This is a genomic window from Streptomyces sp. NPDC057743, from assembly GCF_042798755.1.
In the GTDB taxonomy this organism is placed as follows: domain Bacteria; phylum Actinomycetota; class Actinomycetes; order Streptomycetales; family Streptomycetaceae; genus Streptomyces.
The window spans coordinates 1-15,344 of sequence record NZ_JBHVJX010000071.1 but is presented as its reverse complement, the minus strand read 5'-3'; the positions used below and the strand labels follow the sequence as shown (position 1 = coordinate 15,344).

At 74.3% G+C, this 15,344-nt stretch carries 16 protein-coding genes; 11 read left to right on the top strand and 5 right to left on the bottom strand.

The features are described 5' to 3' along the window. Positions 1-251: 251 nt before the first annotated feature. Positions 252-512 (bottom strand): SCO4848 family membrane protein, encoded by a 261-nt coding sequence (locus tag ACFVFQ_RS37535; RefSeq protein WP_383425081.1) that lies wholly within the window; start codon positions 510-512, stop codon positions 252-254. A 419-nt stretch (positions 513-931) separates the two neighbouring features. Here ACFVFQ_RS37535 and ACFVFQ_RS37530 point away from each other — a divergent pair, with 419 nt between their 5' ends. Beyond that, positions 932-2,227, top strand: coding sequence for a D-alanyl-D-alanine carboxypeptidase family protein (locus tag ACFVFQ_RS37530; RefSeq protein ID WP_383425079.1), 1,296 nt, complete (start codon positions 932-934; stop codon positions 2,225-2,227). Positions 2,228-2,290: 63 nt separating this feature from the next. On the opposite strand, the gene ACFVFQ_RS37525 is transcribed toward ACFVFQ_RS37530, so the two are convergent. The 3 genes from ACFVFQ_RS37525 to trpS all read right to left on the bottom strand — a co-directional run bounded on the left by ACFVFQ_RS37525 (position 2,291) and on the right by trpS (position 5,194). Continuing rightward, positions 2,291-3,307, bottom strand: coding sequence for a YihY/virulence factor BrkB family protein (locus tag ACFVFQ_RS37525; RefSeq protein ID WP_383425077.1), 1,017 nt, complete (start codon positions 3,305-3,307; stop codon positions 2,291-2,293). A gap of 152 nt (positions 3,308-3,459) precedes the next feature. Then, positions 3,460-4,059, bottom strand: a complete 600-nt coding sequence (locus ACFVFQ_RS37520; RefSeq protein ID WP_383425075.1) for a 2'-5' RNA ligase family protein — start codon at positions 4,057-4,059, stop codon at positions 3,460-3,462. 121 nt (positions 4,060-4,180) lie between these two features. Next, the gene (trpS, locus tag ACFVFQ_RS37515; RefSeq protein ID WP_383425072.1) at positions 4,181-5,194 is read right to left on the bottom strand and encodes a tryptophan--tRNA ligase; all 1,014 of its coding nucleotides are present in this window, start codon (positions 5,192-5,194) and stop codon (positions 4,181-4,183) included. A gap of 522 nt (positions 5,195-5,716) precedes the next feature. Between trpS and rocD the strand changes: the two genes are divergently transcribed. From rocD to ACFVFQ_RS37500, 3 genes are all read left to right on the top strand, one after another. Further along, positions 5,717-6,925, top strand: a complete 1,209-nt coding sequence (rocD, locus tag ACFVFQ_RS37510; protein WP_383425070.1) for an ornithine--oxo-acid transaminase — start codon at positions 5,717-5,719, stop codon at positions 6,923-6,925. 155 nt (positions 6,926-7,080) lie between these two features. Beyond that, entirely contained in the window at positions 7,081-7,998 is a 918-nt protein-coding gene (locus ACFVFQ_RS37505) for a hypothetical protein (protein WP_383425068.1), read from the top strand. Positions 7,999-8,089: 91 nt separating this feature from the next. Further along, entirely contained in the window at positions 8,090-8,629 is a 540-nt protein-coding gene (locus ACFVFQ_RS37500) for a GNAT family N-acetyltransferase (RefSeq protein ID WP_383425063.1), read from the top strand. A 54-nt stretch (positions 8,630-8,683) separates the two neighbouring features. On the opposite strand, the gene ACFVFQ_RS37495 is transcribed toward ACFVFQ_RS37500, so the two are convergent. Continuing rightward, a complete protein-coding gene (locus ACFVFQ_RS37495; RefSeq protein ID WP_383425059.1) occupies positions 8,684-10,114 on the bottom strand; it encodes a PLP-dependent aminotransferase family protein in 1,431 nt (476 codons plus the stop codon). Positions 10,115-10,161: 47 nt separating this feature from the next. On the opposite strand from ACFVFQ_RS37495, the gene ACFVFQ_RS37490 reads away from it, so the two are divergent. From ACFVFQ_RS37490 to ACFVFQ_RS37460, 7 genes are all read left to right on the top strand, one after another. Next, positions 10,162-10,674 (top strand): carboxymuconolactone decarboxylase family protein, encoded by a 513-nt coding sequence (locus ACFVFQ_RS37490; RefSeq protein ID WP_383425056.1) that lies wholly within the window; start codon positions 10,162-10,164, stop codon positions 10,672-10,674. A gap of 5 nt (positions 10,675-10,679) precedes the next feature. After that, positions 10,680-11,129, top strand: coding sequence for a carboxymuconolactone decarboxylase family protein (locus tag ACFVFQ_RS37485; RefSeq protein ID WP_383425054.1), 450 nt, complete (start codon positions 10,680-10,682; stop codon positions 11,127-11,129). Then, positions 11,126-11,866 (top strand): isocitrate lyase/phosphoenolpyruvate mutase family protein, encoded by a 741-nt coding sequence (locus tag ACFVFQ_RS37480; RefSeq protein WP_383425052.1) that lies wholly within the window; start codon positions 11,126-11,128, stop codon positions 11,864-11,866. Before ACFVFQ_RS37485 ends, ACFVFQ_RS37480 begins: the two co-directional genes overlap by 4 nt. A gap of 16 nt (positions 11,867-11,882) precedes the next feature. Continuing rightward, positions 11,883-12,647 (top strand): serine hydrolase, encoded by a 765-nt coding sequence (locus tag ACFVFQ_RS37475; RefSeq protein ID WP_383425050.1) that lies wholly within the window; start codon positions 11,883-11,885, stop codon positions 12,645-12,647. Positions 12,648-12,810: 163 nt separating this feature from the next. Beyond that, positions 12,811-13,122, top strand: a complete 312-nt coding sequence (locus tag ACFVFQ_RS37470) for a hypothetical protein (protein WP_383425048.1) — start codon at positions 12,811-12,813, stop codon at positions 13,120-13,122. 63 nt (positions 13,123-13,185) lie between these two features. Continuing rightward, positions 13,186-14,607, top strand: a complete 1,422-nt coding sequence (locus ACFVFQ_RS37465) for a hypothetical protein (protein ID WP_383425046.1) — start codon at positions 13,186-13,188, stop codon at positions 14,605-14,607. Between the two features lie 72 nt (positions 14,608-14,679). Next, on the top strand, positions 14,680-15,180 hold the full coding sequence (locus ACFVFQ_RS37460) for an FBP domain-containing protein (RefSeq protein WP_383425044.1): 501 nt from the start codon (positions 14,680-14,682) through the stop codon (positions 15,178-15,180). Positions 15,181-15,344: the final 164 nt, after the last annotated feature.

Here is a 15,344-nt window from a genome sequence, read left to right as displayed (position 1 = left end):
CCGCGCCCCCCCGCCCCCCCCCCGCGCCCCGCCCGCCCCCCCCCGCCCCCCCGCCCGGGTCGCTGTTTGTACTTCTTCTCTCCACCGGGGCGGGGTCCCGTTACGTACGGGAGGGGGCGGTGCCGGAGGGGTGGGTGTTCGGACGTAAAGCGAAGCAGTCCGAACACCCACCCCGGAGGCGCCGAACCCGGCACCCACCACCCAGCAGGGGCCCCGCCCCACCACACCCCTCCGCCGGGCGGGACCGACGATCAGCTCTCCGTCGTCGCCCCCGCCGCCTCGCGGCGCACCGCGCGGAGGCCGCGGAAACCGATCACGCCGATGGCAGTGCCCAAGGCGAACGACACGATGGCCAGCGCGAGATGGACCCAGAAGTACGCGGTGGGGTTCCCGTGGTCGAAGGCCAGCCCGCTGGCGTCCTTGGCCAGGTTCTTGACGAAGGTCACCCACACCACCCACGACCACGCACCGAAGGCGAGTAGGAACCAGGAGACCGGGCGGCTGAGCTTCATGGGTGGCGTCCTCTGCTGCGGGGGGCCTTGCTCTGCCAGTATCCGGCCGGTGGTCCGGGGCCTTGCCAGCGGGGTCCGGGTTCGCTGCGTAGGGATCACGTCAACACCGCCGGCGCGCATCGCGTCCCGGAGTGATTCACGTCCCGGACGCGCGGCTTTTGGATCCCAACCGGGGCAACCTCCGTCTTTCACCCCGTGGACTACCTGCCGACCGTGAGTCCTGAGTGGCGTTGGTCAGTCGTATGCGAAAGGTGAACCAGATGGCACAGCTCTCCCCGAAGGGGAGCGAGAACCAGGACGCGGGGCGCGAGGGCTTCACGGGACCCGGTACCGGCAGCGGCTCCATCCGGCCGTTCGGAGGGGCACTCTTCCGTGGGGCGCGTTCCAGGACGCGGGCACGGACGGGTACGTTCACGGACGTGCCGACGACCTTGAGTGCCTCCGCGTCCCCGTCCGCCGTCCGAGCCGTGCGTACCGTCGCCGCGCTGGCGACCTCCGCGCTAATGGCGTCGCCGCTGCTGACCGGCACCGCGTATGCCACCCCAGGGGACGGCGGGCAGCAGCCGAAGGCGCCCGCGCCGCCCGCGAAGATGTCGCAGGTCGGCGGGGAGCGCCTGGGACAGCCCGGCGTCCAGGTCCAGCCCAAGGCGGGCGCGCCGAAGCTCCCGGACGACAAGGAGCTCACCGCCCGCTCGTGGATCGTCTCGGACGCCGAGTCCGGCGAGGTGCTGGCCGCCAAGAACCCGCACTGGCAGCTCGCGCCGGCCAGCACCCTGAAGATGCTGTTCGCCGACACCGTGCTGCCGAAGTTCCCCAAGACCACGAAGTACACCGTCAAGCCCGCCGACCTGGCGGGCATGGGTGAGGGCAGCAGCCTGGTGGGGATAAAGGAGAACCTCACCTACACCGTGCACGACCTGTGGCTGGGGGTCTTCCTGCGGTCCGGGAACGACGCGGTGCACACGCTCTCCGCCATGAACGGCGGGACGGCGGCCACGGTCAAGCAGATGCAGCAGCGGGCGAAGCAGCTCAACGCCACCGACACGCACGTGGTCACGCCGGACGGCTACGACGCGCCGGGGCAGGTCTCCAGCGCCTACGACCTGAGCCTGTTCGCGCGGGCGGGGCTGCAGAACGCGGACTTCCGGGAGTACTGCTCCACGGCGAGCGCGCAGTTCCCGGGCGAGGTGAGCAAGGACGGCAAGCGCGGCACCTTCGGCATCCAGAACACCAACCGGCTGCTCAGCGGCGACTACGACGTCAAGCCCTACCCGGGCATCGCGGGCGTGAAGAACGGCTCGACGACCAACGCCGGGTCCACGTTCACCGGGGTCGCCCAACGCGGGGACCGCAAGCTGCTGGTCACCGTGATGCACCCGGAGAAGAAGGTGCACAACGAGGGGTACCGGGAGGCCGCCAAGCTGCTCGACTGGGGCTTCGCCGCGGACGGCAAGGTGGAGCCGGTCGGCCACCTCGTCGGACCGAAGGGCGCCGGCGACGGGTCCGGCAACGGCAACGCGAAGAACGGCGACCAGCAGGCCCAGGCCGCGCTGGACTCCGGCAGCGGCTGGGGCGGGCCGTGGACCGCGGTCGGCGTCGGCGGCGGGGCGGTGGTCCTGCTCGGCGCGGTGGCGTTCCTGGTCCGCCGGCGGAGGCCGCTGCCGGCGGCCGTACAGGGGCGCCGGGGCGCTTCCGGGAGCCGGCGGAAGAAGTAGCCGCAGAAGCGAGAAGCCGCGCCAAGAGGGGCCGGGCCGCCGCGAGTTGGCGGCCCGGCCCGTCTAGGTGGCGGACGGGGCCGGGGCCGGCGTCGGCTCCGCGGGCGCGTCCTGGGTGGCCGTCCAGGAGGCGCAGAAGACCAGCAGCTTGGCCGTGAAGTTGATCCACAGCAGCAGCGCGACGGGGGTGCCGAAGGCGCCGTACATGCTGCGCGCGGCGACGTCCCGCAGATAGCCGCTGAGCAGCAGCTTGAGGAGTTCGAAGCCGACCGCGCCGATCAGGCCGGCGACCACGACGGCGCGGCGCGGCGGGCGGGCCCCGGCCAGCTTGGTCAGGACGAAGACCAGCATCACGAAGGCGGCGAGCACCGCGATGCAGAACCCGGCGACCGACAGCAGGACGCTGGCCGCGCCGCCCTTCGGCAGCCCGATCTCCGCCGCCACCCGGCCCACCGCCGCGGACGCGAACGCCGAGCAGCCAACGGAGATCAGCGCCACCCCGCCGAGGCCGAGCAGCAGCCCGCCGTCGCGGACCTTGCCGAGCAGGAAGTTGGTGTCCTCCGCGGGCGCCTCCCACACCGCCCGCAGGCAGTCGCGCAGCGACTGCACCCAGCCGATGCCGGTGAGCAGCAGCGCGGCGCCGGCGATCAGGCCGACCGTGCCGGCGTTGTTCACCAGCGCGGCGAGGTCGAGCTGCCCGGCGATGCCGGGGACCTGCTCGGCCAACTTCTGCTCCAGGTTGTGCACCTGGCTCCTGCCGAGCGCGGCGGCGACGATCGCGGCCGCGACGGTCAGCAGCGGGAAGAGCGCGATGAAACTGGTGAAGGTGATGGCCGCGGCCAGCCGGGTCCAGTGCACCCGTTGCATCCGGTCGTAGGAGCGCCACAGGTGGGTGGCGAGCAGCCACCGGACGGCCGGGGCCAGCCGCGGCCCGATCAGGGGGAGGCCGGTGACCCAGCCGAGGGGGTTGTTGTCGGTGGGTGGGGGAGGCGAGCCGTTCCCGTCCTCCCGGGGCGCGCCGTCCCCGGCTCCGTCCTCGTCGTTGCCCGGCACGTCCCGTCCGCCCGTCGTCCCCGTCATCCCCGTACGTCCCTCCCGTGCCGGCCGTCCCGACTGATCCGGAACACTAGCTTCCGGCTACCCCGGAAGACGGCGGCTACCCGGCGCGCCGTCGGCCGGGTGAGAGGCGGGCGAACGGGGGGCGGTGGCGGGGCGGCGTGCAGCGGGTCGGCTCAGCGGTGGGACGGGGCGGACGACCGGGGCAGCTCCGCCTCGGTGGCCTGCCGGGGCACCGTCACCGTGCCGCCGCCGGCCCCGAACGGGAACTCCCGCTCCAGCCGCCACACCTCGTCGTCGCCCTTCTCGTAGAGCGCGAAGCCGCCGACCGTCCAGCCGGCCGAGAACTCCGCCAGCTCCGCCTGGGCGCGGTCCATGGCGGCCTCGTCGATGCCGTGCGCGACCGTCACGTGCGGGTGGTACGGGAACTGGAGCTCGCGGGCGCACGGGCCGGACGCGGCGCGGACCCGCTCCTGGAGCGCGGCGCAGTCGGCCGCCCCCTCGACGACCTTGACGAAGACCACCGGCGACAGTGGCCGGAAGGTGTCGGTGCCCGACAGCCGCAGCGCGAACGGCCGGCTGGCGGCGGCGACCGCGGCGAGATGGCGCTCGACGTCGGGCAGCGTCGCGGCGTCCGCCTCGGTCGGCGGGAGGAGGGTGATGTGGGTGGGGATGCCGCGGGCGGCCGGGTCCCCGAAGCCCTCGCGCTCCCGTTGGAGGAAGCTGCCGAACGGCTCCGGGACCGCGAGCGAAACGCCGAGCGTTACGGTCCCCACTGCGTTCTCCCTCCTGACGTGGTGCCCCGACGCGTGTGCGCCGTGGTGGTGGTGCCCGGGCGTGGTCGCCCCGGCGTGCGGGTGCGCGCCGCGGGAGCGCGCACCCTTCCCGGTGTACCGGTCAGCGCTTGGCCGGCAGGAACCCGATCCGGTCGTAGGTGGCGGCCAGGGTCTCGGCCGCCACCGCGCGGGCCTTCTCGGCGCCCTTGGCCAGGATCGTGTCCAGCGTCTCCGGGTCGTCGAGGTATTCCTGCGTACGGGTCCGGAACGGCGTGACGAAGTCGACCATCACCCCGGCCAGGTCGGTCTTGAGCGCGCCGTACATCTTGCCCTCGTAGGAGCGCTCCAGCGACGGGATGTCCTCGCCGGTGAGGGTGGACATGATGCTGAGCAGGTTGCTGACGCCGGGCTTGGCCTCGCGGTCGAAGCGGATGACGGTATCGGTGTCCGTCACGGCGCTCTTGATCTTCTTCGCGGTGGCCTTGGGGTCGTCGAGGAGGTCGATGATGCCCTTCGGCGAGGAGGCCGACTTGCTCATCTTGATCGACGGGTCCTGAAGATCGAAGATCTTCGCGGTCTCCTTGACGATGTACGGGTTGGGGATCGTGAAGGTGTCGCCGAAGCGGGTGTTGAAGCGGTCCGCGAGGTCGCGGGTCAGCTCCAGGTGCTGGCGCTGGTCCTCGCCGACCGGGACCTGGTCGGCCTGGTAGAGCAGGATGTCGGCGACCATCAGGACGGGGTAGGTGAACAGGCCGACCGTCGTGCGGTCGGTGCCCTGCTTCGCCGACTTGTCCTTGAACTGCGTCATGCGGGACGCCTCGCCGAAGCCGGTGACGCAGTTCATGACCCAGGCGAGCTGGGCGTGCTCGGGGACGTGGCTCTGCACGAAGAGCGTGCAGCGCTCCGGGTCCAGGCCGGCGGCCAGCAGCTGGGCGGCGGCGACCCGGGTGTTGCGGCGCAGCTCAGCGGGGTCCTGCGGAACGGTGATCGCGTGCAGGTCGACCACCATGTAGAAGGCGTCGTGGGACTCCTGCATCGCCACCCACTGGCGCACCGCACCGAGGTAGTTGCCGAGGTGGAAGGAGCCGGCGGTGGGCTGGATACCGGAGAGCACACGAGGACGCTGGAGAGCCATGGCATGCATTGTCTCAGGTCCTTGGGGGCGGGGGCGTGGAGGTCCAAAGGGCCACCCTGCCGCGGCCCGGAGGGGGCGGCCGAACGGATCCCGTAGGGGACGCTGAGGCCCCCTGCGGGGCCACAACGTGGGGGTGGCGGGGGGTATTCCGCGGGCGCAGGGCCGCGGATGCTTTTCGGCCAGGGGCCAGGGGCCAGGGGCCAGGGGCCAGGGGCCAGGGGCGAGGGGCCAGGGGCGAGGGGCCAGGGGCGAGGGGTGACTGGTGAGAGGCCGGAGCCAGGGCCGAGAGGCACGAGGCACGAGGTGCAGACAAGGGGACAAGCAACACCGGAGGGCCCTGCCAGGGGGTGGCGACCCGGGTCTCGTACGGACTGCGGAGGTGTGGGGCCCGGCGTGACAATGGGCGGGAGGGGCGCGGGGCGGGAGGCACCGGGGTGCCTCATCAGGTCGCGTTCCGGTGGGGCGGAGCCCGTTCGTAGCTCCCGGGCCGGAGGTCCGGGCCGCCGTTGGATGGAGTCGCCGGTGACGTCCACGGAAGCGTTCATCGCCGCCGCCGAGGCGCACAGCGCGCACAACTACCAGCCGTTGCCCGTCGTCGTGGCCACCGCCGACGGTGCCTGGGTGACCGATGTGGACGGCCGCCGCTACCTCGATCTGCTCGCCGGCTACTCCGCGCTCAACTTCGGCCACCGCAACCGTCGGCTGCTGGACGCGGCCCGTGCCCAGTTGGAGCGGGTCACCCTCACCTCCCGGGCCTTCCACCACGACCGCTTCGCGGACTTCTGCACCCAACTCGCCGACCTGTGCGGCATGGAGCTCGTGCTGCCGATGAACACCGGCGCGGAGGCGGTGGAGACCGCGATCAAGACGGCCCGCAAGTGGGGCTACCGGGTCAAGGGCGTCCCCGACGGCCGGGCGGGCATCGTCGTCGCGGAGAACAACTTCCACGGCCGGACCACCACCCTGGTCTCCTTCTCCACCGACCCCGAGGCCCGCGCCGACTACGGCCCGTACACCCCCGGCTTCACCGTCATCCCCTACGGCGACCTGGCCGCCCTCGACGCCGCCGTCGACGCCGACACCACCGTCGCCGTGCTGTTGGAGCCCATCCAGGGCGAGGCCGGCGTCCTGGTGCCGCCGCCCGGCTACCTCGCCGGGGTGCGCGAGCTGACCCGGGCCCGCAACGTGCTCTTCATCGCCGACGAGATCCAGTCCGGGCTGGGTCGCACCGGCGCCACCTTCGCCTGCGAGCACGAGGGCGTGGTGCCCGACGTGTACGTCCTGGGCAAGGCGCTGGGCGGCGGGGTGGTGCCGGTGTCGGCGGTGGTCTCCTCCCGCGAGGTGCTGGGGGTCTTCCGGCCCGGCGAGCACGGCTCGACGTTCGGCGGCAACCCGTTGGCCTGCGCGGTCGGCCTGGAGGTCATCGCGCTGCTGCGCACCGGCGAGTACCAGCGGCGGGCCGCCGAGCTCGGCGGCCGTCTGCACCGCGCGCTGGCGCCGCTGGTGGGCGGCGGCGCGGTGGACGCGGTCCGCGGCCGCGGGCTGTGGGCCGGCGTCGACGTCAACCCCTCGCGCGGCGACGGCCGGGCCGTCTCCGAACGGCTGCTGGCCCGCGGCGTCCTGGTCAAGGACACCCACGGCGCGACGATCCGGATCGCCCCGCCACTGGTGATCAGCGAGGAGGACCTGGACTGGGGGATCGAGCAACTCCGCGCGGTGCTGGGCGCGTAGGGCCGCGTCGATGGGTCATGGCCGGGGCCGCGCCTCATCGGAATGGCCTTAGCGGCGCGGACGCGCGCAGCGGGTCGGGCGCGCGCCGTGCCTTGGCCCCCGCGCCGTGTCCCGGCGCCTTTGCCGCCCCGTACAGTCGGGCCATGGTCCTCGGGATGAGCTGTGCCCTCGCGTCCGCGGTGTGCTTCGGCACCGCCTCCGTCTTCCAGGCCGTGGCCGCGCGGGACACCCCGCCCGGCACCGGCTCCGGCGTCGACGCCCGGCTCCTGCTGCGGGTGCTGACCCAGTGGCGGTACCTGCTGGGGCTGTCGCTGGACGGCCTGGGGTTCCTGCTGGAGCTGGTGGCGCTGCGGACGCTGCCGATCTACACCGTCGGCGCGGCGCTGGCGGCGACCCTCGCGGTGACCGCGGTGGTCGCCGCGCCCGTCCTGGGCGCCCGCCTCAAGCGCGCCGAATGGCTCGCGGTCGTGGTGGTCTGCGGCGGCCTGGCCCTGCTGGCGCTGTCGTCCGGCGCCGAGGGGCACCGCGCGGGCACCCCCGCGCTCCGCATCGGGGTGCTGGTCTTCGCGCTCGCCGTGCTCGGCGGCGGGACGCTGGCCGGCCGGTTGCCGGGCCGCGCCCGGGCCGCCGCGCTCGGCCTCGGCGCGGGCTTCGGCTTCGGCGTCGTCGAGGTCGCGGTGCGGCTCATCGACACCGTCCGGCCCGTCGAGCTGCTGACCAACCCGGCCAGCTACGCCCTGCTGATCGGCGGGGGCGCCGCCTTCCTGCTGCTGACCTCCGCGCTCCAGCGCGGCTCGGTCACCACCGCCACCGCCGGCATGGTGATCGGCGAGACCCTCGGCCCGGCCCTGGTCGGCGTCGCCTGGCTCGGCGACCGCACCCGCGACGGGCTGGTGCCGCTCGCCCTCGCCGGCTTCGCCCTCGCCGTGGTCGGGGCCCTCGCCCTGGCCCGCTTCGGCGAGGCGCCGGCGGAGGAAACCACCGGCGGACGTGCCGATGAACGCGCCGACGCGGCCGCGTCCGAGGCCGGCCCCGGTTCCGCCCCGGCAACGGTCCCCACGGAGCGCCCCTGAACACCCGCCCCCCGGCCGCCCCTTGATCCCCTCGCGCCCCCTCCCCATAGGCTGGTCGAAGAGACCAAAAGCGCAGACGGAGGAGGACGGAATGGCGGAAAGTGCTCTGGGCGTAGGCGAGTTGCCGGCTGGCCTGGCGCTGCGTCACCCGACGCCGGCGGACCACGCGCGGCTCCAGGTGGCGCTGGCCGAGTGGTGGGGCGGGCTGGGCGGCGCCGCCGGCGCCCAGCAACGGCAGCTGCTGGTACCGCGGTTGTACCTCCAGCACTTCGCGGACACCAGCTTCCTGGTCGAGCGGGCCGACGGCACCCTGCACGCCTTCCTGATCGGCTTCCTCTCGCAGAGCGACCCGGAGGCCGCCTACGTCCACTTCGTGGGCGTCTGTCCGGACGGTACGCGCGGCGGCGTCGGCAGCGCGCTCTACCGACGGTTCTTCGCGCTCGCCCGCGCGGCGGGACGGAGCCGCATCCGCTGCATCACCAGCCCCAACAACCGCAATTCGATCGCGTACCACACCCGGATGGGCTTCCGGATGGAGCCGGGCGACCTCGTCGACGACGCCGGGGTGCCGGTCCACCGCGACTACGACGGGCCGGGCCTCGACCGGGTGTCGTTCGTACGGGAGGTGTGAACGGGGCGGCGGGGCGGGCGCGTTGGGCCTCGTCCGGGCGCCCGCCGCGCCGCGTCAGCCGGCCGGCGGCAGCGCCCGGAGCAGGGCGTCCAGGACGGCCGAGAACGCGTGCTCCGGCGGCCGCCCGTAGGCGATGACCAGGGCGTCCCGGGCGACCGCCGGCGCCGCCGGGTCGGTGAACTCGGTCAGGCCGTGCACCGCCAGCCCCTGCCACAGGGCGGCCTGGACGATGGACTGCTCGGTCCCGGGCGGGAGTTCGAGCACCGCGTGCAGCCCGGCGGCGATCCCCGAGACATGGACGTGCGGGGCGTGCTCGGCCAGCGCATCGACCAGGTGGTCGCGCCGGCGCCGGTAGCGCAGCCGCATCCCGCGCAGATGCCGGTCGTAGGCGCCGGAGTGGATGAACTCGGCCAGGGTGAGCTGGTCCAGCGAGCCGGACTGCCACTCGCCGGTGGACTTGACCTCCAGCACCCGGTCGATCAGCCGGTCCGGCACCACCATCCACGCCAGCCGCAGCGCCGGGGCCAGGCTCTTGCTCGCGGTGCCCAGGTAGACGACGTGGTCGGGGTCCAGCCCCTGAAGAGCCCCGACCGGTTGCCGGTCGTACCGCAGCTCGCCGTCGTAGTCGTCCTCCAGGACGTAACCCCCGGTGGCCCGCGCCCAGTTGACCGCAGCGGCCCGCCGGTCCGGGTGCAGCGGGACGCCGGTGGGGAACTGGTGGGCGGGGGTGAGCAGGGTCGCGCGCAGGCGGTCCAGGCCCGCCAATCGGCCGGTGTCCGCGCCGTCCGCGTCGACCGGCAGCGGGACGGTGCCCAGCCCGGCGCGTGCGATCACCTCGCGGTGGAAGCGCAGCCCGTAGGACTCGGTGGCGACCCGGCCCAGGGCGCCGCCGCGGCCCGCGAGCGCCCGGGCCAGCAGCCCGAGCCCCTGCATGAACCCCGCGCAGACCACGATCCGTTCGGGGTCGGCCCGCACGCCGCGGGCCCGGGCGAGGTAGTCGGCGAGCACCGCGCGCAGCTCCGGGCGGCCGGCGGGAGTGCCGTACCCGAACGCCTCGTTGGGCGCGGCGGTCAGCGCCCGGCGGGCCGCCGCCAGCCAGGCGGTCCGGGGGAAGGACGACACGTCCGGGGTCCCCGGGGTGAGGTCGAAGCGCGGCCCACTGGACGGGGGCGCCGGGCGCGGGGTGCGCCGGGAAGCCGCGCGGCCCGCGCGCGGCAGGGCCCGGTCGGCCACCTCGGTGCCCGAGCCCTGGCGGGCGCGGAGCCAGCCCTCGGCGACCAGTTCGGCGTAGGCGTCGGCGACGGTGTTGCGGGCGATGCCGAGGTCGGTGGCGAGGGACCGGGAGGACGGCAGCCGGGTGCCGGGGGCCAGCCGCCCGGACCGCACCGCCTCCCGCAGCGCGGTCATCAGCGAGGTTCGCAGCCCGCCGGGACCGGCCAGGTCCAGATGAAGGTCCCGCCCGAAAGTGGCCCGCGATTTCTCCATGGAAGTGGACCATACTCTTGTGCCAGTCACTGCGTAGCGTCGAGGGCATGACGAACCGGACAACATCCTCCGCAGGACAGGAACCGCAGGTCAGCGCCGTCGCGACCGGCCACCGGCACGGCCCCCGGATGCGCTGGGCCGAGCTGGCCCCCGAGGTCTACAAGGCCATGATCGGGCTGGAGGTGGCGGCCCGGAAGGGCCTCGACCCGACCCTGGTCGAACTGGTCAAGATCCGCGCCTCGCAGCTCAACCGCTGCGCGTTCTGCCTCCACATGCACACCACCGACGCCCGTAAGGCCGGCGAGACCGAGGAGCGGATCGCCCTCCTTGCCGCCTGGGAGGAGGCCGCCGGGTACTACACCGACCGCGAGCGGGCCGCCCTCGCGCTCACCGAGGCGATCACGGTCCTCACCGACGGCTTCGTCCCGGACGAGGTCTACGACCGGGCCGCCGCCCTCTTCGACGAGCCCGAACTCGCCCAGCTCATCGCCCTGATCACCACCATCAACGCCTGGAACCGGTTCGGCGTGACCACCCGCCGGGCCCCGGGGCAGGAGTGAACCCGATGACCCACCGCATGCCGCTCTGGCGCACCGCCCCCGCCTTCTACCAGGCCCAGTTGAAGCTCACCCTGGCCGCCAAGAAGGGCCTGGGCGACGAGGTCCTGGCCGAACTGGTCGTGCTGCGCGCCTCCCAGCTCAACAGGTGCGCCTTCTGCATCGACATGCACGTGCGCAACCTCCGTGAGGCCGGCGTCGACCAGCAGCGGATCGACCTGCTGCCCGCCTGGGAGGAGGCCGCCGACCTCTACTCCGAGCGGGAGCGGGCGGCGTTGGCCTTCACCGAGGCGGTCACCGTCCTGACCGACGGCTTCGTCCCGGACGAGGTCTACGACCGGGCCGCCGCCCACTTCGACGAGGCCGAACTCGCCCACCTGCTGGCCGTGATCGTCGCCATCAACAACTGGAACCGCGTCAACGTCACCGTCCGCCAGCCGCCCGGTGCGGAGCTGTGAGCGGCGCCCCCGCGGCGGCCCTCCGCGCCCTCCACCACGACCGCCGCCCCGACGACCCGCTGATCCTCCCCAACGTCTGGGACGCCGCCTCGGCCCGGGTCTTCGCCGATGCCGGCTTCCCGGCCCTGGCCACCCCCAGTGCGGGCCTGGCCGCGACCCTCGGGTACGAGGACGGCGCGACCCCGGCCGACGAGATGTTCGCCGCGATCGCCCGGATCGTCCGGGCCGTGGACGTCCCGGTGACGGCGGACGTGGAGGCCGGATACGGGCTGTCCGCAAAGGAGTTGGTCGGCCGGCTCGCCGAGGCCGGCGCCGTCGGCTGCAACCTGGAGGACTCCGACCACGCCACCGGCGCCCTCCGCGACCCGCGCGCACAGGCCGACTGGCTGGCCGCGGTCCGGGCCGAGGCCGGCGACGCGCTGGTCATCAACGCCCGCATCGACACCTTCCTGCGCGGCGAGACGCGCCTCGACGCCGCCCTGGAGCGGGCCCGCCACTACGCCGCGGCCGGCGCCGACTGCCTCTACCCCATCCTCGCCCCGCCCGAGGTCCTGCCCGAACTCTCCGCCGCGGCCCCGCTCCCGCTCAACGCCCTGGCGAAGGCCGACGGCCCGACCCCGCGCGAACTGGGCGCCCTGGGCGCGCGGCGGATCACCTTCGGCGGCGGCCTGCACCGCGCCGCGATGACCGCGCTGGTCGGGGTCGCGGCACGACTGCGGGAGGGGCAGCACGGCTGACCGGGAAGGTGCCACCATGACGGCCATGCTCTCCCTCGCCCTGGCCCCCTGGGGGCGCCCCCCGGTGCTCCTGCGGAACGCGGACGTCCCGCACTACGCGGCCAGCACCATGAAGATCGCCGTGCTGGCCGCCGTCCACCGCAGCGGACTCGACCCCGACCGGCAGATCCCGGTGGTCAATCGCTTCCCCTCGGCGGCCGGCGGGAGCTACGCGCACAGCCGCGCGGAGGACGGCGACCCCGAGCCGTGGGCCCGTCTGGGCGGCACCGCGCCCCTGGGGTGGCTGGCCGAGCGGATGGTTCGGCACTCCTCCAACCTCGCCACCAGCCTGTGCCAGTCGGCGGTGGGGCACCCGGCGGTGGCCGAGGTGTGGCGGCGGGCCGGGGCGTCCGCCGCCAGCGGCAGCCCGCGCGGCATCGAGGACGCCGCGGCCCGCGCCGCCGGCATCGACAACACCGTCACCGCCCACGACCTGCTCCGGCTCCTCGCCTCCCTGGAACCGGCGGTGCTGGCCCAACTTGAGCACAACGCCCACGCCGTGGACCTCGCCGCAGGACTGCCCCCGGGCACCCGCCTGGCCAGCAAGAACGGCTGGGTCGACGGGGTGCGGCACAGCGCCGCCGTGATCCACCCGCCCGACGCCCCGCCCTACGCCCTGGTCGTCTGCTACACCGGCCCGCTCGCCAACGGCCAGGACACCGACGACCCCGCGGCCCGCCTCCTGGCCCGCCTCTCCTCCCGCGTCTGGGTCCACCGCCGCGACCTAGATCATGTGACGTGACGTCAAATCACCATCTCTCTCGGGGAATTGCTCCATTCCCACCGTCTGGATCGCGCTACGGCCGGCTCCCGCGCGGGTATACCGGAGAACGGGCGTACGGGGAGCCGCGTGGGCTTGATAACTTGGTGCTGAAGGCCCGCGGGGGAACGGGGAGTAGCGGTTTATGACCGAGCAGTTCAGGGTCGACCTGGAAGAGCTGGACGTCGTCGTCCGACAGCTGCGGCATCTGCAGCGAGACGTGGAGGAACCGGGCCAGGCGGTCAAATACGGCACGACGCTGCCGACGTCCGCGTTCGGGACCGGATTCGACGAGGCCGGCAAGCTGGCCGGGGCGCACGACGGCATGCAGGCGTACATGGCGGACGTGCTCGGCGCGCTCCAGGACCTCCTCCACACCTTCGGCGAGAAGACCGAGGCCAGCCGCGGCGCCTACGAGGACCAGGAACACGCGGCCCGACACCCGCGGCACGACTGACCCACACCGCACGCCAGCGGGCGGACGGATGCGACGGCGAGGACGAGGGAGGGGGACCGCGGCATGGCGGAGGCCGGACAACAGCACGACGGCGCCACGGAGATGGAGCGCCGGCGGAACGAGCAGGAGCGGGCGGAGCGGCTGAAGTCGCTCCAGGGGCACCGGATGACCCCGCGGTCGCCCGCCGACTTCCCGCGGCGCGAGCTGCCCGAGATGCGGGCGATGATCGAGCACGCCAACCCGGGCGCGATCGAGAGCTCGGGGCGGCACTGGCGGTCCGCCGCCGACCAGTTGGGCGGCGAGGACGGCCACGGCGGCCTCCGCAAGGCGTTCCAGGACGCCGTCGACCACGCCTTGGCGCACTGGGAGGGCTCGGCGGCCCGGGCGTTCCGCCGGGAGGCCGCCAAGGTGCTGGCCAAGATCGACCGCAGCTACCAGCACGCCCGCAACGTCGAGTCCACGCTGATCGGTTCGCGCACCGCCGGCCCGGAGGTCGGCGTCGCCCACAACCTCCGCGAGGCCCAACAGGCCGTCGCCCGGCTGCAACTCGCCGCGGCCGCCCACGGCACCCAGTCGCCGCCGACCGACGGCGGCCAGCTCGCGCGGGACCTCGCCGACCCCAAGCTGGACACCCGCATGGCGCTGGAGCTCAACCGCGCCACCCTCCCGCCGGGCAAGCAGCGCCAGTTGGAGGCCGCCGTCGTCATGGACGAACTGGCCGCCCACTACGACGCGCAGGGCACCCGGCTCCGGGACGGCACCGGCCACGGCCTCGAAGGGGACTGGCCGGTCGCGCCGTCCGACCACCCGGCCCCGCCGCCGGTGGACACCACGGTTGCCCGCCACTCCGAGCAGCCCGCGCCCACCGCGCACCGGTCCCACGGCGGCGCGGTCCCGGCCGGCTTCGACAGCCCCCGGGCCAACGGTCCGGTGACCACCGGACTGGAGAGCACCCACGGCGCCACCCTCGCCGCACCGCCCGCCGGCGGTCACGCGCTCACCGGCGGGCCGCCGCCCGTCAACACCGGCGCCCCCACCAGCGGCGGCGTCCCGGCGCCCGCGCTCCTGCCCGGTGTCATCGGCATGGCGACCGGCGGCGCGCGGCCCGCCGGCACCCCGGCGCGCGGCACCGGCGACGCCCACCGCAGCGCGAGCGGCGCCGCCGGCACCCCCGACGCGGTCGCCGCCCGCGCCGCCGCACCGCTGACGCCGGGCGTCCCCCGCGTCCCCGGCGCCCCGGGCACCCGGCCGGACGGCCCGACCGGCGGCAGCCGCCAGGGCGGCGCCGGCCTGCACCGCAGCCGCGGCGGCGCCCGGGCCACCACCGACCCGGCGGCCGCCCACGGCAGGGGCCAGCACGGCCCGGGGGAGCACACCGACAAGGGCGGACGGGGGCGCCCCGAGGAGCGTCGGCGCCGGTACCTCGACGAGGACGAGGCCACCTGGACCCCGCCGCGGGAGCTCCCGCCGCCCGTGATCGAGTAAGCGCCCGGCGGGGTGCGGAGCGCACCGAAAACCGGACGACGCGCCCCACACCCCGCTGTTAACGTCCCGCTCATGGATCCCGTGGGCGAAAAACAGATACGCGCGTCCTTCGTGAACTGCTCCAAGGGCGAGGCGAGCCGGCTCAACCTCCCCGCGGGGCTGGCCGAACTCCCGTGGCAGGACCTCGACTTCCTGGGCTGGCGGGACCCGCAGGCGCCGGACCGGGGCTACCTCGTCGTCCCGCGGGACGACGGCCTGCTCGGCGTCACCCTCCGGGCGCCGCAGGGCGTCCGGCGCAGCTTCACCAAGACGACGGTGTGCTCGGTCTGCCTGACCGGCCACCCCGGCTCCGGCGTCACCCTGCTCGCCGCCCGCCGCGCCGGCCCCGCCGGACGACAGGGCAACACCGTCGGCACCTACCTCTGCGCCGACCTCGCCTGCTCCCTCTACGTCCGCGGCCGCAAGCAGTCCCAACTCGCCAGCCGCCACAAGGAGGACCTCCCACTGGAGGACCGGATCGCCCGCGCCCTGCGGAACCTTGACGCCTTCCTGAGCAAGGTCCTAGAGGGCTAGGCGCTGCGCTTGGGCTTGCTTCCCACGTAGTTGGCTGTCCCGCCGTGCGGGGTGCTGTTGTTTGCGCCTTGCGGCGCGGGCTTTGTGTCCGCTGCGCGGGGCTGTTGGGTGCGGTGACGGGTCTCCGGGGGCGGTAGGCCAGACTGCTTCGCTTTACGTCTGGC